Genomic DNA, 23,584 nt, shown 5'->3' with positions numbered 1-23,584 from the left:
CATCATTTAGAACAGTTAAATAGCAAAATTTTTCCTTGATTGAATAACTGATTCCATCAGTATAAAATCTACTCCGAATAAATCTCGCGCTCATTGATGAGTAGCAAATTGCATTGATGAGGAACAACCGGAATAAACAAGGAAGGATTGGCATGAAGCCTTTTGACAAGTGGCCTGCACTTGTGCAAGACGCACAGCAAGGTACATTCGATGATTCACTTTTTCAGTCAGATTCAGACGTAAAAAATTCGGTACAACCAACCAGATTGCCGATGGCTAAAGTGCCCAACATCATTCTTAAAGCACTTAACCCCCATCACACTGACTATATTCGTATTGACCCAAAAGAAGCTCGTTACTGGCATGGTGGACTTCATCATCATGACGATAGACAACTACTTGTTATTTCAAATAACCAAGTACAACGTCTCAAAACGGTTTCTCAAGGCAATATAAAGGAGATTTTTGCGTTTATTAAAAAGTCAGCGCTTGAGGCTAAAGTGGAAGGTCAGTTCAGTTCTAGTGGCAGTAAAGGCTTCTCGGGTGGGGTGGGAGGGTTAAGTCAAAACGGTGCAGATTTAGGTGCTGCAGCTAAATATGCTGCTACAAGCGATTACTCAAAAAATGATGGTGTGGGCTTCAATAGTAGCCAAGGAGCAGGTACAACGCGACTGTCAATGGGTAAGAGTAACGCTGGCATTAAAAATACACCCACTAAGCTAGAAAGTACAGCACAGCCCATAGATACTATTGCGCCATCTGTCATTATTGGTCAACCTAATCCAAAGCAAATCGTAAAACTAGAACAAAACCAAGCCACTAAAAGACGTTTTGCAGATCATGTATTAGGACCGGGAGAAACTGCCGCGAGTGTTGTCGAGCAGTATACTGGCACACCAAATGAAAGCCTTATATATGGCTTCAACCATCCTCAGTTTACTATAAAAAATCCTCCCAAAGCGGGTGATAAAGTCAGGGTGAATACCGGCTTTGACGTACTAGTTAAAGGGCAATTCTATAACAGCAACAGCGTTAACCTAATCTGGAAAGGGCCTACGTCGGGCTCGAAATTAGCCATATTGGAGCAAGTGAATGGCAAATATTTACCAGACAGAGGCTACGATTGGGAGTTGGCATTACCGCTTGTGGCGGGGGAATATACATTAACTGCTGAAGCCGAAGGTGCAACGCACTCCGTGAGTTTTTCAGTTGAAGAATCCGAAGACCAACAGGAAATTATTGACTTTTTATATATTCCAGAAGATAACAGCTTTATAGCGGTCACGCAGTCACTTGCCGATATTTTAGAGCAAGAAATGGAAGTACTTAACCCTCCCATGGAGCAGCTTAAGCAAGCGCTGACTGGGCAACAAGACCTCTCGCAACAAGATGATAAAGTAATTGACGCAAAAAAGGCGTTAAACGAAACTTTAAAACCACTTGTTTCAGGCCCTACCGCTAATAAAATTACCGAAGTCATTGGCTTTAAAGGCCGAAAGTATGCCTATGTGCGTAGTGATAAAATCGCCAATCATACTAGACGCTACAAAATTGATACGGACATTCGAAACGGTCGTCGTTTTAGCGATGCGAATGGCAACTTAGACCGTAAGAAACTGAACAAAGCGCTTAAAAATGATTTGAGCAAGCTAAAGGTCAATTTTAAGTATGATAAGAAGCTCGTCGACACGTATACAACCATATGGGGCGAATGGGCTAGGGAGCTTAATAAAGATCTAAATATAAAAGGGTTTGAAAAAAGCGACTATTTTGACGCCAGTGCAGAGGCGCGATTAATGCGCTACACCCATGGTGCAGGCATTGCGGCAAACTTTAGCCCAAAGGATGGTGTCTTTTCATTTCAAGCTGATGCCAAAGTTGATTTTGCTGTTGGTGAAGCAAAAGCTGCAATGAGTGGTTACTACCCTAATAAAAAAGGGTATGAATTTAAGTTTATGATGCCACTTAAAAATTCGACCAAAGAGCGTGAGATAAACTTAGGCGCGCTCCGATTAAATGCGACCATTGCCTTTTTTGGCTATGCTGGCGCGAAATTACAAGCGGCGGCGAATGTAGGCTGTACAGTAAAGCAAGGTAAAATGATGCTTGAGGGATTAACCCCTGAACAAGTAAAAGCACTTAGCCGCGCCGATCGCAAGTTTGAACCTGTAAAAGGCGAGCTCAGTGCATTTGCTGGGGTATCCGCAGGCTGTGAGTTAACTGGTGCTTTGCAGTGGGATAATCCAGAAAAATCCGGTAAATCTAGCTTTTGTGATTTAGCTAAATTAGGTGGAAAGGCTGAAGGCGCATTTGGCGCAGGTGCACACGCCGGATGTTTTATTGGTTATGAAGACGGAAGGTTTATGCTTCGTGCGAAATTGGGACTTATCTGGGGCGTAGGTGCTGGCGGAGAATTAGTCTGTGAGATAGATGTAGATGAAATCGTCACGCTTGCCCAATTTGTTTATCACCAGCTTAAAAATAATGATTATGATTACCTAGAATTTATCCAAGAAGATGCTTTTAAAGTATTATACAAAGCAGTATCTATGCACATAGCAACAGGTGATGAGATTATAAATTTCGTAGGTTCTAGTGTTCGTCAAGTCGATACATGGTGGCGAGGAACTGTTTTAATCCATGAGCGCGCGAAAGATATGATGGATAATATTCTACAAAAGCCCGAAATGTTAAAATTTACGGTGCCTGAAGCTAAGGGAGCAATGCTAAATTTACTTGCTAATCCAAATTTAGCGAATTTAATTGACTCTGATGCCTACAGCTGGTCCGGCTTAAATGAGCGACGTGAAAATGCGATTATTATTGTACTTAAGCATATTCTTTGCACAGAGGAATTAGACGAAGTATTGCAGCATATGGGAGAGGGCGGTGAAAAATGCAGCCGAGAAGAAGGCTTATCTCAGCTTAATAGTATTTTAGAAGGCGCTCAGCAGCATGAATTTGATGCATGGCGACGCAAACTACCAAGTCGAGCACGCTCCGGTTCGGTTGCCGTCGCGATGCTTAATATTAGTCCATTTGTAGCACTTGCATAACAGCGTAATAGCAACCAAAGTTAGCTACTTTGGTTGCATATCTAGCGGTGTAGGTTGATTTAGTACGCATCTAAACCCGATGTCCCTATAGCTAGTGTTCAGTTCATTAGACTCTTGCCGAGTATAAACATTGCTGCCACGTGGCGACTCCATGAAAGTTCCGCCTCGCATAACCTTTTTTGTGCCTTCTTTTGGTCCTTTGGGATCCTGCTCTGGGGAGTGTTGATAGTAATCCTCAGCCCACCAGTCATTTACCCATTCAATCATATTGCCACTTAAGTCATAAAATCCCAATGGGTTAGCGGGGTATGTGCCAGAAGGTTCCGCATAATCAGTATTTAGTTCATAATTCCGACCTTCTTCTATCCGCCCGTTATCTGTGGCAAAAAGAATATTCTCGCCACGGTTTCGTGCTGCAAATTCCCATTGCGCCTCTGTGGGTAAATCAAAGGGCAGCTGGGTTAACTCAGCGAGCCATAAACAATAGTTTTTTGCGCCATACCAACTTACTCCAGCAGGGAATTCAGGGGCGCGCCAAATCTCATCTCTATCCCATTCTTCCCACACGGTTTTTGGCAGGTCATTTACTGCGGTATATAAATCAAAATCGCCATAGCTTACCTCATAAGCGCCCATCGAATAGCTGGTAAGGGTCACCTTATGAGCGGGTTTATTGTCGCGGGCTATGGTCCAAGGCAAGTTATTTGGACCACCGCCATCGCCCATCATAAAGCTGCCGCCTTCAACAAACACCATTTGGGCTTTAGTGCGCTCAATCAGTGCTTGCACTTGTTTGTCTTGCTCGCCAGTAAGCGCGTCTATTTGTTGGCCTAGGTCGTCACATCCTGTTATTACCATACAAAGTAATGCGAGACTTGGAGCGGTTGTGTATTTATTGGTGATAATATTGCGCAGGTTAATGTTGGCAAAGTGGGAGAGTGAATGTATCCGTTTATTTTCCATATGGTGACTTTCCGTATGTTACTTATTTATCCTTAGTGCAGCTCAAGCATACCAAGCGTACAGGCGAAATCAAAATTGTCACACCATAAAGTAAGTAGTTTGAATAAACGCTGACTTTTACAGTGATAAATATGATAACAATTAGTTAGCTCTGTAATTGAGCTGAAATTGATAGGCAGAAAAATCACTAGCCAGTATTAGTGCAATAAGCATCTTATATAGTTCTGTGTTTGGATATTGAATTTGCTATCTACTGTTCAATCAGCGATATTAAATAGCGTTTAGCTTAGTGTGAACCTGTATACTTATAAAATTAACTATATTTTTTAGTCAACGTCATGATGATGAAATAATAGTTGGGATGTTAGCGTTTGAATGACAGTAAAACTAGTTCAAGGAAGCAGAAAATGCGATTTTGGCTTTTGATAATATTAGGTATTTCATTTAACTCATATAGCATTGTTATTCGCCATGATGTCGATGATGCCAATTACAAGGTATCGAGCAATGTGTTGCCTCAGTTAGCAACTTTTTATATTGATGGTGGTCATGGTACATTAATTGACTCAAAGTGGGTCTTAACAGCCGCCCATGCAACATTTTGCCTTCAGCCAAATTCGACAATACTAATCAATAATACCTCTACTTTGATTGAGCAAGTTTTTGTTCACACAGGTTATATGCCTGGGCAAAGCCACGATATTGCACTTATCAAACTCAAGCAAGCTGTAAGCGATGTTAAACCTTTCAAGATTAACCGAAAAATAGATGAGCTTGATAAAGTATTATGGTTTATTGGTATGGGAGGGACAGGTACCGGTATAACTGGGCAAACGATTGACAACTTAGCTAACCAAGGCCAAATGCGACGGGCTCAAAATACCGTGATAGTAGCCAAAGGCCCACTTTTAAAATTTAGCTTTGACCGCGGTGACAAGGCACTGCCTTTGGAAGGTGTGTCGGGTGGAGGAGATAGCGGTGGTCCAGCCTATCAATACAAAGGTGGTCAAGGTGTTGTGCTTGGAGTCAGCTCTCGAGTCGAGGGCGGAAGAATTGGCCGTTACGGCGTGACTGAAATATACAGTCGCGTTTCTTATTTCGTTGATTGGATAGACAGTATTATTGCAGGCAAAAATGTAGCTACGTTGGCCACTACTACGCTAACCCAGCTGCCTGCTGGCCTAACTGACGAGATATTGCCACAAGTTTGTGAAGAAATTAAGATAAAAAGCAGCCAGTAAGGCTGCTTTGCAATTTGGGCAGAGTGCTTAAGCAAGCACTGATTTTTTGAGACTATCTTGCGTTAGTACTTTCAAAGATCTTGTCAGCAGAGGCTGCAACAAAACCGGTGTAGATTTCGCCGTCTGGTTTTGGGTAGCGCAGTGCAAATTCATAGAAGCAGCTTGGAATACTAAATTCGCCGTCGCTGAACTTCACAGTTTGGTGATCAGCGAGTGTTGATGATTGCTCAAGCAATACTTCTGGAGAGCCTTTGATCTCGCCACCAGAGGTGTTTAGCTCAAAACCATTGTCTTTAAGTGCTTGGTTTACGGCTTCAATTGTAGTGAAGTTCTTCAGGTAATTGATGCTTACCGTAAAGTGGTTAGCGCGGTAGCCCCACGCTGACATCCATGCAGCGTATTCGCTTTCAGCCAGTAGCTTTTTGTATGTCTCGTGAGACACATTCCAGTGAGTACCTGAGTACAGGAAGTTTTCAGCTGTTACTGCAGACTCGTCGATTTGCTCAACCATGTCTTTAACGATAGCTTGTAATTCTTCTGAACATTTTTCAACTAGCAGCTCAGAGATAAACACCTTTGGTTTAGTTGGATCTTGATGTTCATAGTGCTTGGCATATAGCTTTTTCGCTTCAAAGTGGTATTCGCCACACTCTGTGTAACCTACAGCTTTAAAATGTGCAGCGAGCTTTTCCAGGCCTACTTTTTCAATATTAAAGGTACGCAGTGCAATGTGGTCATTGATCACGTCGTCTTTTTGCGTTGAGCCGAGTAGTTCATGAACTTTAACTGCAGAAGGCGTTACTTCTAGGTAGTTGTCCCACAGGTGTTCAAATAATGTATCTACGTTGTTGTGCATAATGGTTTCCTAATTTTTTGTCTTGGTGACAGTTTGTTAAACTTTATACCAATTGGTATCAGCACGACATTGAAATCTATAGTTTAAATGCGTTTATCAGTTCACCTTGAGTGACATCAAGCGCATTGGCTACCTCTGCGGTCAGCTGAATTTTTTCTTCTGCTTCGCACAGATAAGCCTGATCGGTAAACGTGGCTTTAAACGCGTCTAACCGACCATTTGAAATAGCAAGACTAGGGAGCTTGTCAGGTAGTGAAGCGACTATTTCAACTTCACCTTTAAACGACTCTCTAACCGTTCTAATGTTTTCTAGTCTGGCTTCCACCGTTGGACCTGCGTCGAACAAGTCAACATAGCCACGGTGTTCAAACCCCTCTTTTTGTAACAAACGCAAAGCAGGCTTGGTCTTCTCATGCACTTTACCTATCACGGCTTGTGCTTCTGGACTTAGTAGGTTTGCATAGATGGGATACTTGGGCATAAGTTCACAAATAAAAACTTTGTCCCCGAGACCGACCAAGTGATCTGCTTGCGGAAATTCGATGCTAAAAAAGTGCTCTTGTAACCACTGCCAAAATGGCGAGTGACCATGTTCGTCACTTACACCACGCATTTCTGCAATAACGGTATCGCTAAAGCGTTCTGCATGTTCAGCCATAAATAAGAAGCGACTTCTTGAAAGAAAGCGACCAGCTAACCCTTGGCGATGACCTTCACGTAAAAATAGTGTGCAGATCTCAGAGCTTCCAGTGTAGTCGTTACACATCGACAGAATATCAACGGTATTATAGACACCTAAAGTTCTTGAGTGATGTACTGTTTTACCAAGATGATAGTGGTATAAAGGCACAGACATACCTACCGCGGCTTCAATCGCAGTGGTGCCTATAATTTCGCCCGTTTGTGTGTCTTCAAGGACGAATAAATAGCCTTCGTCGTATGGTTTTGACACTGACTTTGCAAAGCTTTCAACTGAGCGATTAATTTTATTAGACAACAATTCGTCATCTACTGGCAGTGAGGTAAATCCATGGCCAGATTCAACCGCAATGGTTTTTAGCGAGTCGAAGTCAGTTTTTTGTATTGGTCTTAATACTAACATGAGAAAGAGGAGACCGAGGTCCCCAGCTCCTTAGCCGTTTACTACTGCAGCAACCGCTTGTTCAAAGCGTGCAAGGCCTTCTTGGATCTCTTCATCAGTGATCACAAGAGAAGGTGTAAAACGAACTACGTTAGTACCAGCAACTAATGACATTAAACCGTGCTCTGCACTTGCTACAAGAAAGTCGCGTGCACGGCCTTCAAATTTGTCATTGAGCACTGCACCTAGAAGAAGACCTTTACCGCGCACTTCAGAAAATACATTGTATTTGTCGTTAATAGCATTTAGACCATCTCTGAATACTTGCTCTTTGGCTTTTACGCCAGCTAATACTGATTCTGTATTTACAGTGTCAAATGCAGCTTCTGCTACCGCGCAGGCTAGTGGATTACCGCCATAAGTTGAGCCATGGGTGCCGACTTTAAGGTGAGCTGCAATTTCAGTAGTGGTAAGCATCGCGCCAATCGGGAAACCGCCGCCTAGTGCTTTTGCACTAGTTAGGATATCAGGTGTTACACCTAGCCCCTGATAAGCATATAGGTCACCAGTTCGGCCAACACCCGTTTGTACTTCATCAAAAATAAGTAGCGCGTTGTGCTTATCACATAGTTCGCGCACAGCTTGCACAAACTCAGCATTTGGAGAAATGATCCCGCCTTCACCTTGAAGCGGCTCCATCATGACTGCGCAAGTGTTGTCTGAGATTGTTTTTTCAAATGCAGCTAAATCGTTATAGTCGATATGCGTGATATCAGCAGGTTTTGGACCAAAACCGTCAGAATAGGCTGCTTGACCACCAACCGTTACCGTGAAGAAAGTACGACCATGGAAGCCTTTATTGAATGCGATAATTTGTGTTTTCTCTGCACCAAATTTATCCAGAGCCCAACGACGCGCAAGTTTAAGAGCGGCCTCGTTTGCTTCGGCGCCAGAGTTTGCGAAATAGACTTTTTCTGCGAATGTTGCATCAGTTAACTTTTTAGCAAGGCGAAGCGCCGGCTCGTTGGTCATCACGTTTGATAGATGCCAAATTTTTTCGCCTTGCTCTTTAAGTGCAGAAACAAGCGCTGGGTGACAATGGCCTAAACAGTTCACGGCGATACCGCCTGCAAAATCGATGAACTCTTTACCTGTCTGATCCCATACGCGAGAACCCTCACCTTTAACTGGAATAACGGCTGACGGGTTGTAGTTTGGAACCATGACTTCATCGAATAATTCGCGATTTGCTTGCATGACGCTTTCTCCTAAATTGTTATCATTGTGCGGTATTACTGTCGGGCAGAAGCTGATTACTTGTTGTTCTGCTCACAGCCAACTTGCTATTTCTTCATTATTACGCGCTTTTGTAATAATTTGCAGTGCAATAATTCACATATTTGCTATCATTTATGTCAAATTAACATGATTAAATTGCAAAATGATTAGTTTACAAGATGAAAAGCTTATTGCATTGTTGCGTAATAATGCACGGGAGAGTATCTCTGAGTTGGCACGTAAGTTAGATCTTTCCAGAACCACGGTACAAAATCGTATCGCAAAATTAGAGCAAAATGGCGTAATCAAAGGCTATCGCGTGGAGTTCGCGCAGCAGTATATGGACGATTTAGTATCGGCACACGTTTCTATTAAGGTAAAACAAAAACTCACTACAAAGGCGAATTTAGCATTGCAGCAGTTGCCAAATGTTTCAGCACTTTATGCCATTAGTGGGGAATATGACTTGATTGCGATTGTTGAAGCACAGAGTTTGGAGCAGTTGAGTCATCTGCTAGATGAAATTGGTAATTTAGAAGGGATTGAGCGTACCAATTCGTCGGTTATTTTAGAAACCAAATTTAAGCGATAAATAACCTTACCGTGTCTGGATAAATACTTTGAGCGCTCGTCACCACTTACCAAGTGCTCTGCTTTTAGCATAATAGATTGCTTAGCTTGGAGGATGCTGTGTGTAGCTAACTTTTCCGCTTAACAGTGAGCTACCCAACTTGTTCTGGTAACCAAATGCTGGTTCCGGTCGCTGCAATATGATTAACATTGCCATTTAACACTTTGCTACCCACATTATTTGAGCTTTCAGGCCGGCTAACTAAATATCCCTGTACACAACTGATCCCTAAGTTTTTAACTAGCTCAAATTGTTCTGTTTGTTCAACGCCTTCGGCAACAATTTTTAATTCTAACTGTTGTCCCAGTTCGCTGATGGAGTTGAGGATCTTACGATATTTAGGATTACTGTTGGCTTGAGTGATAAATAATTTATCAATTTTTATCACGTCTATAGGCAAATCAGCAAGGGTGCTCAGCGAGCTAAAGCCGGTGCCAAAATCATCAATTGCAATGCTTATTCCAGCATCTCGGCATTGTTGCAATTGTGAAATAGTTTCATTGCTAGCTTTGATTAGAGTGGACTCCGTGATCTCCAACATCAAAGCGGTGGCTGGTAAGCCGGTCTTTTCTAAGGCAGTACTTACCCATTCAAAGATCTTTCTATGTTTTAGTTGTATTCCAGAAACATTGACTGAGATTTTTACCTTTTTCATCCCTGCATTATGCCAAGCACACATTTGTCTACACGACTCAAGTAAGATCCAATCACCAAGCTCTAAAATTAAATTAGATTCCTCTGCAATTGGAATAAACTCAGCTGGTGGAATTTGCCCTTCTATTGGGTGATTCCAACGGATAAGCGCCTCAAAATAGTCAATAGCACAATCTTCAACATGTACTATCGGTTGGAATGACAGATAAAAGCTTTGCGCAGAGATAGCGAGTCGTAACTCTTCTAAGAGGTAGTGATAACGGCGCATTTTCGACCCCATTTCGGGGGAGTAAACTTTAAAAATCCCACGTCCATCTGTTTTTGCTCTGTACATGGCAACATCAGCCATCTGTAGTAACGAGTTCGGAGTTGCGGCGCTATCTGGATATACTGCGATGCCGATACTTGCTCCAATTTTGACAAGCTTATTGCCAAGCAAGAAGTCACGCTCTATATCACTTAGAATGGACTGTGCGATTTCTGTGCATAAGCTCGGATCGCTTAATTTGGGAATAAATAGCGAAAATTCATCGCCGCCGAGTCTTGAAAGGTTTTGTTCAAGGCCATGGATAGGGTGGTAATCTTCCAAACCATATTGACGGACAGTGTTTGAGAGCCTAGCGGCAACTTGGATCAAAATTTCGTCGCCAAAACTGTGGCCAAATGAATCGTTGACCTGTTTAAAGCCATCTAAGTCGATAAATAGCAGCCCACACTTTTGTTGTGCTAACTCTGCTTGTTTTAACTTTGCCTCGATATGATCAATATAGGCATGCCTATCGATTAGTTTCGTGAGCTTGTCTTGAAAAATTTGAGACTCTGAATGGCGTTTTACTCGTGCAAGATGGCTGGATAAATCGTGGATCGCATGACTGAGCTTTGCAAGAGAAGACTTATGATGCAGTGGCGCGCTGCTTACCTCTAAACGCGCCAATATCCCTCCAACGTCATTATTCACCTCGTTAATATCTTCGTCTTGGCAACGATATCTGCGCTCTGATTTAAAAAGGTACGCAATAATTGCAAGTAATGTTGTGATTGCAATCAGTGTGATGGGTGAAGTAAACACGGCATACCAAACCGTATTTACATCCAGATATTTAGGCGTTCCGAGCGTTGATTCGACTACAACATAGGTGGAATTACCCTTTGCAGCAAAGCTCAAACCGTGCAGTAGTGAAGAGTACCAAGGTGATACCATTGATGTTGTAAGGTGCTCGGTTGCCGAGGTTGTAGCGAGCAGTTCAAACACATGGCTCTTAAAAGACAGGTGCAGCAATATGACAACGAATAGAGCGCCCAGAATTAGGGTACTTGTTAGTCTTATTGCGTTTGACATGAATAGGCTTTCCTTAGTAATTCAGACTATTGCGTATTATTAAGTAATAACACATGGATGATATGTTTATCATAAAAAATGTAATCTGAAATTATAGCTGCTAACCTAGTTTTTTACACACTTTAGCATTCAGTTGCAAACCTCATAGCGCAAAAGTACTCAAAATTTCAATTAGCAAACTACATTATATGAGCAGGATCAATTATTAGTTAAATTCACTTTACATGATAACCGTTCTCAACTAGCTTTCTTGTTGACTCTTAATGTGATTGGCTCAGTGATTGCAAGGAACCTGTAGCAAACTGAAATCACTGCTTATCTGATTTAGATTGCGCCAAAGCGGTGCAGAATTGCACCAAATTTGTACTGTCATACAAACTCAATATTTGTTTGCTGTACTTAGGGCTGTTGATTTTTAAAGCGATTGGTGAGTTGCCATCTAATTGCAATTTATTTTCATTAAAATTTCAATATGCTCGACATGAATCGTACACAGTTACCAGTCGTTTGCAGTATTAGCGTACGTCACTGTGAAATAAGGACTCACAAAAGGTAAACGGGGGTTATATGCTCACTAAACGGTTTTTCAAAACAAAAGACGAAGCGGAAATTACATTTTCATTTTCACACCCAGAAGCTAAAACGGTGGAACTTGTTGGTGATTTTAATGATTGGCAACCCGAGCCAATGAAATTCATCAAAAAAGACAGTGCGTTTAAGCTTAAACACCGTTTACCAACCGACAAAGATTACCACTTCAGATATTTGATTGATGGCGAAGTATGGGACAATGATCATCAAGCGGATGATTATGTGCCAAATGGCTTTGGAGAAGACAACAGCGTTGTGTCCACAGCGAGAGCGTAACATTATAAATGGACAACATTGCTCAGCTTCTATATCTCTATGGTATTGGTTATGAGTACCATAAATACACGGGTGATCATGTGGTATTTGATCACCAAACTCGCCTACAGGCCTTGCAGGAATGTGGTGTTGATGTCAGTAATCCAAACGAAATAGACAGGCTCAACTTTGAGTTGGATATTGCCAAATGGCTCACGCCAGTTGAAGCCATTACTTTGGTTTGCAAAGAGACACCAACTATCACGATACGGGTGGATGACGGCCTGCACATTAACGAATTAACTGTGTCGATCCCTGCATTGGGTTATTGCTGTGTTTGCGATCCAAACAAGCAAGTCGCGATTGGGGATTACCGCTATCAAGATACACGTTATGTTCAATTTGAAGTGCCAATAAACGCGATCGAAGTCGGTTATCATAGCGCTGAGGTAATGTTAAATGGTGCGCGGTTTGAGACAGAACTTTGGGTGACGCCTAGACAGTGTTATGACCCTATTGAACAACATAAAAAGCTCCTTGGATTGTCTATTCAGCTATATTCGTTAAAGCCTGCTGGCAACAAGCTAAGTGCGGATTTTTATGAGCTAAAGCAATTAGTTGAGGCTAGCGCAGCTGAAGGGGTTGATTACATTTTGTTAAACCCACTGCATTTATTGTTTGTTGATGAGCCAGAGAAAGCAAGTCCGTACAGCCCAAATGACCGCCGCTTATTGCATCCTTTTTACATTTCTATCGAGCTTTTTTGTGAACAATTTGGCTTAGATGTGAGAGTGTTCGCCGACTATTTAGACGGCTCAAAGGCTAGCTTGAACGTGACATATCTTAATATGACTCACTGTATGGAAAGTAAGCTTAACGCGTTACGTTTTGCGTGGCAGTTATTGTGCGACCAAACTGGAGCGTGGCGTGCTGACTTTACTCGATTTTGCCAAGCTAAGCAGCAAGAGCTTAAGGCATTTGAGGACGATGACTTCGCCAAGTTTTTGCAATGGCTTGCGTTTGAGCAATTAACGCTATGCCAATCTTTGGCACTGAATGCTGGTATGGCCGTAGGTTTAATCAATGATTTAGCCGTTGGTTGTGCCGACGGCTCAAGTGAATACAACAGCAATAAAAATTTGTATGCCGAACGTGCTCGCGTGGGCGCGCCTCCAGACCCTTGGGCAGAGCTCGGTCAAAACTGGGGGTTACCAGCGTTAAACCCCGTTAAGTTAAAAGCGCAGCGCTTTGCATTTTTTAAACAGCTGATCCAAGCGAACATCACCGGTGTTGGGGCATTAAGAATTGATCATGTGATGGGCCTAAGAAGGTTATGGTGGTGTTTTTATCAAGAACAGCAGCAAACAGGTTGCTATGTATATTATCCATTTGAGTACCTCTTAGCGATCCTTAAGATTGAGTCCGTCAAGCACCAAGTGATGATCATTGGTGAAGACTTAGGGGTTGTTCCAATCGAAATCAAAGAAGCAATGTCTGAGTCGCATATATACAGCAATATTCTTTTTTATTTCGAAAAGGATTATCACGGTCAGTTTTTAGCACCCACGCACTATAAGCACAATGCGTTACTGATGGTTGCTAACCATGACGTCCCGCCATTTTTTGGCTGGTGGAGCCATGATGACCTTAGGTTGAGACGTGAATATCAGTTATTGAGCGAACCCCAACTAACAAAAGCGGATGAAGAGCGAACATCCGAGCGAGAGAAGCTTTGTCATTGGCTTAGTTGCTATGGTGAGGCGAGTGTCGCCCTTGCGAGCGAAGCCCGTGATGTGTATCAGGCGCTTATCAATGTGCTCGCCAAGTCGCCTGCAAAAATGCTGACAATTCAGTTTGATGACCTCGACGAACAGAAGTTACCAGTGAATATTCCTGGTACTGATCAAGAGTACCCAAACTGGAGAAGGCGGCTTAATCAGACATCAGCGGAAATTATTGCAAGTTCTCGGCCGCTGATCCGAGATGCAATAACCAGCAGGAAAGAATAGATGAATACAAGAGCAAAAATAGAAGACGCCCAAGTAGATGACTACACCAGTCAATTAGCTGCTTTGGAAGCCGGTAAGTGTCGTGACCCATTTGCCTTTTTAGGGCTACACCAGCTAGATGCGAAGCGCTCAGTCGTGCGCTGTTTTATTCCAGGTGCGACAGAAGTTAACGTACTTACCAACAATAGTAGCTATGCGCTTGAACGGTTTCGCAAAAGTGCGCTATTCACATTAGATTTTAAAGCGGATGACATCAGCAAAGATTACCTGCTTGAAGTGCACTACCCAGAACAAACCGTCACTGGGAGGGATGTATATAGTTTTGATAGTTGCTTGGCTGATGATGCCTTGTACTTATTCAATGAAGGAACACAAGCTCAAGCTTATTTGCATTTAGGTGCACATCAAGTAGAAATAGAGGGTGTAATTGGGTTTCGATTTGGTGTTTGGGCGCCAAATGCGTTGTCTGTTTCTGTGATAGGTGAGTTTAATCATTGGCAGGCCGTGCAGCATCCAATGCGATTACATCCAGCCAGCGGTGTATGGGAGCTTTTTATTCCGGCACTGGAGGTTGACTGCTGCTATAAATTTGCAATCACCACATTTGAGGGGGAACGCATAGAAAAGGCCGACCCCTTTGCATTTAAAATGGAACAAGCACCGGGTACGGCGAGTATAACTCAGGCTCGACCTGCGGCTTTCACATTGAGCCAAGCTTACCATGATAAAAAGGCGCTGCGTAATAAAATCAATGCACCCATTAGTATTTATGAAGTACATTTGGGCTCGTGGAAGCGCCGAGAGAAAGAAGGTAATCGCTATCTCACGTATCGAGAATTAGCGGATGACCTTATCCCTTATGTAAAAGCACTGGGATTTACCCATTTGCAACTGATGCCTATCAGTGAATATCCTTTTGATGGCTCCTGGGGTTATCAACCAGTGGGGTTATTCTCGCCAACCAGTCGCTTTGGTGGCGTGGAGGATTTTGCTTACTTTGTTGAGTGCTGTCATCGTGAAGACCTCGGATTACTTATCGACTGGGTACCGGGACATTTCCCATCAGATCCTCATGGTTTACATAAATTTGATGGTACGCATCTATTTGAACACGCTGATAAGCGGCAAGGATTTCACCCAGATTGGAACACCTATATTTTTAACTACGACCGCGCTGAAGTAAAAAGCTTTTTGTTGTCGAATGCGATGTACTGGATAAAAGAATACGCCATCGATGGGTTACGAGTTGATGCCGTGGCATCGATGCTTTACTTGGATTACAGCCGTAAACATGGGGAATGGGTGCCAAATCAATATGGCGGCCGCGAAAATCTAGGTGCAATAGAATGCCTCAAATCAGTCAATACCAAATGTTATGGTGTTGATGAAGGTATTATGATGGTCGCTGAAGAATCCACCGCTTGGCCCGGTGTTACCCGCAGTGTTGAACACGATGGTTTGGGTTTTGGTTATAAGTGGAATATGGGGTGGATGAATGACACGCTAAACTATATGTCCAAAGACCCAATTCATCGCAAGTACCATCACCATGAAATGACCTTTTCGATGGTGTATGCCTATTCTGAAAATTACATCCTGCCATTAAGTCACGATGAAGTGGTACATGGCAAAGGTGCGCTACTGAGCAAAATGCCAGGAGACGATTGGCAGCAATTCGCTAATTTACGTGCCTACTATGGCTTTATGTTTGCCCACCCAGGTAAAAAGTTGCTGTTCATGGGCGCTGAACTTGCCCCCCGAGAGGAATGGGATCATAACCAACAACTCAACTGGAAGTTGCTTGAAAGTGAAGCGCACCAAGGCGTGTATGAGTGTGTCAAAGCGCTCAATACGACCTATAAATCAACGCCGCAACTATTCGAGTGCGATAACAAATCAACAGGGTTTAATTGGATTGATGGGGGGAATGCTGGGCAAAGTATATTTAGTTTTGTACGCTACGGACAAGATGGTGTTACACCGCTGGTGGTGATCGCAAACTTTACGCCACAAACTCATTTCCAATTCCGCTTAGGCGTGCCATCAGCGGGTGTGTATCAAGTTATCTTAAACACGGATGACAAAGCGTTTTGGGGGAGTGGCGTTGGAGTCGTTGCACATAAACAACAACTCATTGAATCGAAAAACATAGCAAGCCATGGCCTTGAGCAAAGTATCGATATAACAGTTCCGCCTTTGGCAACCGTGTATTTGCAGCTGATCTCTGGTGGCGCATGCTAACCAGTTATCGCGGCGATCATCAATTGCTGGGTGCGACGGCCAGTGATAAAGGTGTTAACTTTTGTGTTTATGCACCGAAAGCGAAACGTGTAACCCTCTGTCTGTTCGACAAAAGCGGCCATAGCGAAGTGAATCGGATAGGGATGTTTCGGCATGAAGGCGGAAATTGGTCATTGTTTATTGAAGGAGCAAAAGTCGGAGACTTATATGGCTATCGGGTAGACGGGGAATATAGCGCGGAAAAAGGGCTACTTTTCAATGCTAATAAGTTACTCTTAGATCCATATTGCCGTGACTTTTTCGGCGAATTTACTTGGAGTGAACGGCATTTTTGTCATTTGCCAGTAGGTCATTTAAACCCTTCTGATAACGCCTGTGATATGCCAAAGAGCAAAGTGACGGCGATTGAAAAGTATCAAGGGAAGCGACCCAAGACGCCGTGGAGTAAAACGGTTATATATGAGTGTCATGTTAAAGGAGCAACTGTTCGACACCCTGATATTCCAAGTAAACACCAAGGAAAATATTTAGGGATTGCTGAGCAAACCTTTATCGATCATCTAAAGCATATTGGTGTTACTGCAATTGAGTTGCTACCTGTGCATGCGTTTATCAATGAGCAATTTCTTACGACTAAAGGGCTAAAAAATTATTGGGGGTATAACAGCCTCAACTTCTTTACGCCACACAAAAGTTATCTTGTTAACGACGACATCAACGAATTTAAGGTAATGGTAGAGCGGCTCCACCAAGCCGGTATAGAGGTTATTTTGGATGTGGTGTTTAATCATACTGCGGAAGGTGGTTTGGATGGCCCGACAATTAGCTTTAAAGGGTTTGATAACCTGACTTATTATAGCACCTTGCCGAGTAAACCCAATGTCTACATTAATGACACGGGTTGTGGAAACACAATGAATATCTCGAATCCAGTGGTATTAAGGCTTGTTTTGGACAGCTTACGCTATTGGGTAGAATATATGGGAGTTGACGGTTTTCGTTTTGATTTGGCGACGATCCTTGCCCGTCAAGCCTCGGGATTTTCAAATCAACATGCGTTTTTGCAAGCGATCCATCAAGACCCGGTGCTTAGCAAAGTAAAACTGATTGCCGAGCCTTGGGATATTGGTCCTGGTGGGTATCAACTTGGACAATTTCCTTCTCCTTGGCGTGAGTGGAATGATAAATATCGAGATACTGTTAGGCGCTTCTGGCGTGGCGATGAGGGTGTATTGCCAGAGCTTGCGATGCGTATTCATGGCTCCAGTGATCTGTTTGAACATAACTTACGGGGTCCTTTGAACTCCATAAATTTTCTTACTAGTCATGACGGCTTCTCATTGTTTGATTGGACGGCTTACGAGCATAAACATAATGAAGCAAACGGTGAGGCAAATAGAGACGGCCACAGTGAAAACTTTTCATTTAATTGTGGGGTAGAAGGGTTCAGTGCCGACCCTCAAATCAATGAATTGCGTCTCAGTATGCAGAAAAATGCATTACTCACTTTGTTTTTATCCAAAGGGATCCCGATGATTTGTGCGGGTACTGAAATGGCACATACGCAAAATGGTAACAATAATGCCTACTGCCAAGACAACTGCACTAGCTGGCTGGCATGGAAAAACCATCAGCAACACCACATGTTAACTTTTTTTATCCAAGATTTACTCGCGCTCCGTAAACAATTTGCCGCGTTTTCTCACTCATTTTATGTCCATGACAGTGACAGTCGTTTTGCAGTGAATTGGTTTAATGAACAAGCAAAGCCGTTATCGCCCGAACAATGGCGAGAGCCAAGCCGTAAATGGTTGAGTTACACCATCACCGATCAGCAGTTAGGGCAAAGCTTATTGATAATACTGAACGCCAGTGAGAATGCGCTGCAAATAAAGCTGCCACTTAGTGCATTTTCATCTCATTGGCAGCAAGCAATTACCACCGCGGTTGAGCCGCAAAGACCAGAGTTAGATTCTTATTTACAGGTTCCAGCTAAGTCAGCATGGATATTTACATCAATCAAAGGGGACGAAAAGCATGGCTAATAAAAGTGCGCCAGTATGTGTCGTGAAACATTGGCAAGATGCACCAAAGATAGATGAAAACACCTTGAGTGATGATTTAACTCGTCACTTTTACTACACCTTAGGTCGAGACAAAGTAGGAGAGTCGCGACTTTATTTGTACCATGCATTAGCCTTGACCATTCGTGACCGATTAGTTGCTCGCTGCCGTGCAACGAAAGAGCACATTAAGAGTAAAAAAACGCGCAAAGCAGCTTACCTTTCGTTGGAATTTTTAATGGGTAGAGCACTGTCTAATGCGGTGCTAAATCTCGACTTAGAAGAACAAGTTCAAGCGGCATTGCAAGAATACTGTACTGAGCTTGAAGAGGTCGCGCAGGCTGAGCATGATGCAGGTCTTGGCAATGGTGGTTTAGGTCGCCTAGCAGCTTGCTTTTTGGATAGCTGTGCTTCATTAGCCCTTCCTGTTGTCGGCTACGGTTTGCGTTACGAATTTGGGATGTTTAACCAAACCTGCGAGCAGGGTCATCAAGTAGAACAGCCAGATAACTGGCTCCGAGAAGGTCATCCATGGGAACTTGCTGCACCAGAGCAAGCCCGGAGAGTTAAGTTTTTTGGTCATGTTGAAGTACATACCGACAAAAATGGTAGACAGCATCGTGAGTGGCTTGATACGCAAGATATACTCGCCGTGCCTTACGACGTCCCAGTCCCTGGATATCGTAATGAGGTGGTAAACACATTAAGGCTATGGAAATCAGAGGCAACCGATGAGTTTGACCTCAGCGAATTTAACGCCGGTAGTTATTCAGAAGCGGTGGCGAAAAAGAATCTCGCTGAGCAGATAACGATGGTGCTGTATCCCAATGATGCTAGTGAAAACGGTAAAGAGCTGAGATTAAGGCAGCAGTACTTTTTATCCAGCGCGAGTCTACAAGACGTGATCGCAACTTGGGTTGAGCAATATGTCGATGATTTCAGTGATTTTGCTGATTATCACGTATTCCAACTCAATGATACTCATCCAAGTATCGCCGTAGCTGAGCTAATGCGCATTTTATTAGACGATTACGAGCTGGAGTGGGATGCCGCATGGAAGATAACGACATCAACCATGGCATATACTAATCATACTTTATTGCCCGAAGCATTAGAGCGCTGGTCTGTGAGTCTATTTGAGCGCTTGTTACCTAGATTGCTAGAAATTATCTATGAGATCAATGCCCGCTTTTTGTCGGAAGTAGCATTAAAATGGCCGGGTGATATCGAAAAGCAGCGTGCGCTGTCACTCATAGAGGAGTCCAGTCATCCTCAAATTCGCATGGCGTACCTTGCGATTGTTGGTAGTTATTCTGTCAATGGCGTTGCGGCTTTACATACCGAGTTATTAAAAGCTGGGTTGTTTAACGATTTCTATCAACTTTGCCCTGAGAAGTTTAATAATAAAACGAATGGGGTGACGCCAAGACGCTGGTTATCGCATTGTAATCCAGAACTGGCACAATTGATTAGTGATAAAATTGGCGATGGATGGCAAGCTGATTTTTCTAAAATTAGTGAACTACGTCGTTTTTACGATAATCACGCCTTCCAAAAGCAGTGGCTAACAGTCAAACAAAACAACAAGCAGCGTCTTGCAGAGCTAATTGCTCATGAATGTCAGGTAGAGTTTGACCCAACTATGATGTTTGATGTTCAAGTGAAACGTATTCATGAATACAAGCGTCAACTACTTAATGTATTGCACGTTATCCATCTTTACGACCGGATCTGTCGTGGTGATGTGGCAGAGCTTGTTCCTCGTTGCGTACTGTTTGGAGGTAAGGCGGCACCAGGTTATTACATGGCGAAGAAAATCATTAAATTAATCAATAATGTTGCCAATGTTATCAACAATGACCCAGCAGCGAGGCCCTACCTCCGAGTGGCTTTCATGCCCAATTACAATGTCTCAAAAATGGAAGTGATTTGCCCTGCAACAGATTTATCAGAGCAGATCTCAACAGCTGGAAAAGAAGCGTCTGGCACTGGCAACATGAAGTTTATGATGAATGGCGCTATCACCATAGGTACCTTAGACGGTGCAAATATCGAAATACGAGAATGCGTTGGCGCAGACAACTTTTACTTATTTGGTGTAACCGCGGAACAAGCGCAGCAAGTGCGCCAAAATTATCAGCCCCTTAAGATAATAGAAAGCAACAATGACCTAAAACGCGTTATGGCTTTGCTTGAAAGTGGGCACTTTAACCTATTTGAGCCTAATATCTTTGATGACGTAATTAACTCAATTAAGAGTAGTACTGATCCTTGGTTAGTGGCACAAGATTTTCCCTCCTACGTTGAGAGTCAGGAGCACGCGGCTCAGGCATATAAAGACAAGGAGCATTGGCTGCGCATGAGTATTCTCAATACCGCAGCCAGTGGAAAATTTTCTAGCGATAGAACAATTCAAGATTACAGCGATGATATTTGGCGCTTGAGCCCAATGCAGTAGTCACCGCAAAAAGTTATGGAGAGAAGAAATAATGCCTAATTATGCGAATCGTTATATTAGTACCCTCACTCGAGAAACATATGCTTTAATACTTGCGGGTGGAAGAGGTTCGCGCCTTCACGAGCTCACCAATTGGCGAGCGAAACCCGCTGTTTATTTTGGCGGCAAACATCGAATTATCGATTTTCCACTGTCTAACTGCATTAACTCAGGGATCCGTCGAGTTGGCATTGCCACCCAGTATAAGTCGCATTCGCTGATTCGCCATGTTAATCGTGCATGGGGACACTTTAAAAAGGAGCTGGGAGAATCTGTAGAGATATTACCTGCATCACAGCGGTACGGTGATGAGTGGTACTGCGGCACAGCAGACGCAGTTTTCCAGAATATGGATATTATTCGTCATGAGCTTCCCAAATACGTTATGATCTTATCGGGTGATCATGTCTACAGAATGGACTATGGTGGTTTACTTGCAAAGCACGTAGAAACGGGGGCAGATATGACCGTATGTTGTATCGAAGTGCCCTGTGAAGAAGCGGCAAAAACGTTTGGTGTAATGACCGTTGATGAAAGCAACCGGGTGCGTCGCTTTGATGAAAAGCCAGTAGATCCGACCTCAATTCCTGGAAAGCCAGGTGTATGTTTGGCATCTATGGGCAACTATGTGTTTAACACGGAGTTTTTATTCGAGCAGTTAAAAAAAGATGCGGAACGAGAAGGGTCGGGGCGTGACTTTGGTCATGATATTATCCCATCCATCATAGAAGAGCATAATGTGTATGCGTATCCATTTTGCGACCCATCACACGAAGGGCAGCCGTATTGGCGAGATGTAGGTACATTGGATTCATTCTGGGAAGCAAATATGGAGTTGGTTTCTCCTGAACCCCAACTTGATCTCTATGATCCTCATTGGCCAATTTGGACTTATCAGGAGCAGTTACCACCGGCGAAATTTATATTTGATGACGATGATAGGCGCGGTATGGCCGTAGACTCTACGGTTTCTGGTGGCTGTATTATTTCTGGCTCCAAGGTTAAGCGTTCATTGCTGTTCTCCAATGTACACGTTCATTCGTATTGTGAAATTGAGGGGGCCGTGGTGTTACCCGGTGCCAAAATCGGGCGTAACTGCAAAATTAAAAACGCAATCATTGACCGCAGTTGTCACATACCAGAGGGGATGACAATTGGTTACGATACTGATTTAGACAAAGCGAACGGCTTTAGAGTATCGAATAAGGGGATCGTATTAGTGACCCGAGATATGCTCGCAGAGCTTGCGGAAAAACAAAAGAAATGATCCGTGTAGAGGTACTATGCATGTAATTTTAGTGGCAGCCGAAAACGATCGGTTGCCAAATTGTAAGGTAGGGGGCGTCGCTGATGTGATACGCGATGTGCCTTACGCACTGGCGCAGCTTGGCATAAAAGTATCGGTGGTCACGCCCGATTATGGCCAAGCTGCTTTAACTCGAAACTTAGTCGCTGATATTGCCGTTCCTTTTCGGCAACACCTAGAAACGGCGACTCTTTGGTCCGTTGAAGAAAGTAATAATGTCACCCAGTATGTTATTTCACACTCGTTATTTAGTGAGCATCACGGTGCTATTTATTGTAATGATCCTCACCAGCCTTTTGCCACGGATGCAAATCGATTTGCGTTTTTTAGCGCGGCAGTCGCTGAACTTATCGAGCATGAGTTGATAGCGGACATAGATGTAGTGCACCTTCACGACTGGCATGCTGCCGTCGTTGCTGTATTACGCCAGTTTAGTCCAAGGTTTAAACGGTTAAAGGCGCTAAAAACAGTTTATACGGTGCATAACCTCGCACTTCAGGGGATCCGACCTTTTAACCATGATTTTTCAAGTCTTGAGTCTTGGTTTCCCACGCTCACTTATGATGGACTCAGTATATGCGATCCTAAATATCCCCATTGTTTTAATCCTATGCGAGCTGCTATTAATCTTTCAGACAAAGTACATGTTGTTTCTCCTAATTACGCCAAAGAAGTAATGATCCCAAGTCATCCAGAGCTTGGCTTTTTTGGTGGTGAAGGGTTAGAAAGTGATATGCAGCATGCTTCACATGAAGGACGGTTAGCTGGTATTTTAAACGGTTGTGTGTATGATGAGTCAGCTAGCGACGAGAATCTTACTTTTGCTGACTACTTGGCGCTTGCTGAGCTGCATGTGTTTCAATGGATGGCAAAATCAAGCCAAGTATTATCTCGGTTTTACATAGCCCACCAACGTATACTCGCTTGGCGCGGTGAAGCCTTTAATGGCAAGCTTATTACAAGTGTTGGTCGTCTTACCGATCAAAAAGCACTTATTTTAAGACAGCCAACCCAATCAGGAATTGTGCTTGATGACATCGCAAAAGTAGCCGAGCATCAAGGAGCACGCGTCGTGATTGTTGGGTCTGGCGACCCATTTCTAGAGCAGCTGTTTACCGAGGTCATGGCACGGCATGAGAATGTCTTGTTTTTAAATGGTTATGGTAAAGCTCTTGGGGAGCAATTGTACCCGTTAGGTGATTTGTTTTTAATGCCAAGCTCCTTTGAGCCTTGTGGTATTAGCCAAATGCTTGCGATGCGTGCTGGGCAACCTTGCATTGTGCACAAAGTGGGGGGATTATCTGATACGGTAAAACACAACGAAACCGGCTATTGCTTTGAAGGAGAAACGCTCGCTGAGCAAGGTAGTCAGTTTATTGCGATTTTTGAACTAGCACTCGCTGATCTGGTAGGGGATAGCGAAAAATATCAACAACTCAGGCAGCAAGCTCGTATGCAGCGCTTCGATTGGTCTGACGTTGCACAAAAATACTGCGAACAATTATATAGATAGCGAAAATGTA

The 23,584-nt window shown here is 43.3% G+C and carries 15 protein-coding genes; 10 read left to right on the top strand and 5 right to left on the bottom strand.

Annotated features, from left to right (window positions below):
- Nucleotides 1–152: 152 nt before the first annotated feature.
- The gene (locus tag DRB05_RS08745) at nucleotides 153–3,056 is read left to right on the top strand and encodes a hypothetical protein (RefSeq protein WP_128726601.1); all 2,904 of its coding nucleotides are present in this window, start codon (nucleotides 153–155) and stop codon (nucleotides 3,054–3,056) included.
- Nucleotides 3,057–3,080: 24 nt separating this feature from the next.
- Here DRB05_RS08745 and DRB05_RS08740 read toward each other — a convergent pair whose 3' ends face one another.
- Complete coding sequence (locus DRB05_RS08740; RefSeq protein WP_128726600.1) at nucleotides 3,081–4,019, bottom strand: SUMF1/EgtB/PvdO family nonheme iron enzyme; 939 nt, start codon at nucleotides 4,017–4,019, stop codon at nucleotides 3,081–3,083.
- Nucleotides 4,020–4,426: 407 nt separating this feature from the next.
- On the opposite strand from DRB05_RS08740, the gene DRB05_RS08735 reads away from it, so the two are divergent.
- Nucleotides 4,427–5,260 (top strand): trypsin-like serine protease, encoded by an 834-nt coding sequence (locus tag DRB05_RS08735; protein WP_128726599.1) that lies wholly within the window; start codon nucleotides 4,427–4,429, stop codon nucleotides 5,258–5,260.
- A 52-nt stretch (nucleotides 5,261–5,312) separates the two neighbouring features.
- Here DRB05_RS08735 and DRB05_RS08730 read toward each other — a convergent pair whose 3' ends face one another.
- The 3 genes from DRB05_RS08730 to DRB05_RS08720 form a co-directional block, all read right to left on the bottom strand.
- Nucleotides 5,313–6,116, bottom strand: a complete 804-nt coding sequence (locus DRB05_RS08730) for a DUF1338 domain-containing protein (RefSeq protein WP_128726598.1) — start codon at nucleotides 6,114–6,116, stop codon at nucleotides 5,313–5,315.
- A 76-nt stretch (nucleotides 6,117–6,192) separates the two neighbouring features.
- Nucleotides 6,193–7,218: an arginine N-succinyltransferase gene (gene astA / locus DRB05_RS08725; RefSeq protein ID WP_128726597.1), complete on the bottom strand. Its 1,026-nt coding sequence runs from the start codon at nucleotides 7,216–7,218 to the stop codon at nucleotides 6,193–6,195.
- 30 nt (nucleotides 7,219–7,248) lie between these two features.
- Nucleotides 7,249–8,454: an aspartate aminotransferase family protein gene (locus DRB05_RS08720; RefSeq protein ID WP_128726596.1), complete on the bottom strand. Its 1,206-nt coding sequence runs from the start codon at nucleotides 8,452–8,454 to the stop codon at nucleotides 7,249–7,251.
- 184 nt (nucleotides 8,455–8,638) lie between these two features.
- On the opposite strand from DRB05_RS08720, the gene DRB05_RS08715 reads away from it, so the two are divergent.
- Entirely contained in the window at nucleotides 8,639–9,067 is a 429-nt protein-coding gene (locus DRB05_RS08715) for an Lrp/AsnC family transcriptional regulator (RefSeq protein ID WP_128726595.1), read from the top strand.
- A 130-nt stretch (nucleotides 9,068–9,197) separates the two neighbouring features.
- Here the strand turns inward: DRB05_RS08715 and DRB05_RS08710 are convergent, their stop codons facing one another.
- Nucleotides 9,198–11,099 (bottom strand): EAL domain-containing protein, encoded by a 1,902-nt coding sequence (locus DRB05_RS08710; protein ID WP_128726594.1) that lies wholly within the window; start codon nucleotides 11,097–11,099, stop codon nucleotides 9,198–9,200.
- A gap of 567 nt (nucleotides 11,100–11,666) precedes the next feature.
- Here DRB05_RS08710 and DRB05_RS08705 point away from each other — a divergent pair.
- From DRB05_RS08705 to DRB05_RS08675, 7 genes are read left to right on the top strand one after another with little or no spacing between them, the layout of a single operon-like run.
- Entirely contained in the window at nucleotides 11,667–11,966 is a 300-nt protein-coding gene (locus tag DRB05_RS08705; protein ID WP_128726593.1) for an isoamylase early set domain-containing protein, read from the top strand.
- Between the two features lie 8 nt (nucleotides 11,967–11,974).
- Nucleotides 11,975–13,954 (top strand): 4-alpha-glucanotransferase, encoded by a 1,980-nt coding sequence (gene malQ, locus DRB05_RS08700; protein WP_128726592.1) that lies wholly within the window; start codon nucleotides 11,975–11,977, stop codon nucleotides 13,952–13,954.
- A complete protein-coding gene (glgB, locus tag DRB05_RS08695; protein ID WP_128726591.1) occupies nucleotides 13,955–16,195 on the top strand; it encodes a 1,4-alpha-glucan branching protein GlgB in 2,241 nt (746 codons plus the stop codon).
- Nucleotides 16,189–18,240 (top strand): glycogen debranching protein GlgX, encoded by a 2,052-nt coding sequence (gene glgX / locus DRB05_RS08690; protein WP_128726590.1) that lies wholly within the window; start codon nucleotides 16,189–16,191, stop codon nucleotides 18,238–18,240. The genes glgB and glgX overlap by 7 nt, the downstream gene beginning before the upstream one ends.
- Nucleotides 18,233–20,716: a glycogen/starch/alpha-glucan phosphorylase gene (locus DRB05_RS08685; protein WP_128726589.1), complete on the top strand. Its 2,484-nt coding sequence runs from the start codon at nucleotides 18,233–18,235 to the stop codon at nucleotides 20,714–20,716. Before glgX ends, DRB05_RS08685 begins: the two co-directional genes overlap by 8 nt.
- A 31-nt stretch (nucleotides 20,717–20,747) precedes the next feature.
- Nucleotides 20,748–22,022: a glucose-1-phosphate adenylyltransferase gene (gene glgC / locus DRB05_RS08680; protein ID WP_128726588.1), complete on the top strand. Its 1,275-nt coding sequence runs from the start codon at nucleotides 20,748–20,750 to the stop codon at nucleotides 22,020–22,022.
- A 16-nt stretch (nucleotides 22,023–22,038) separates the two neighbouring features.
- Nucleotides 22,039–23,574: a glycogen/starch synthase gene (locus DRB05_RS08675; RefSeq protein ID WP_128726587.1), complete on the top strand. Its 1,536-nt coding sequence runs from the start codon at nucleotides 22,039–22,041 to the stop codon at nucleotides 23,572–23,574.
- The last annotated feature ends 10 nt before the right edge of the window (nucleotides 23,575–23,584 follow it).

Origin of the sequence: Pseudoalteromonas sp. A757, assembly GCF_004103285.1 — a bacterium.
Classification (GTDB): Bacteria; Pseudomonadota; Gammaproteobacteria; order Enterobacterales; family Alteromonadaceae; genus Pseudoalteromonas; species Pseudoalteromonas galatheae.
Note: the sequence above shows the minus strand (reverse complement) of the source record. Positions and strands in the feature narration are given on the sequence as shown.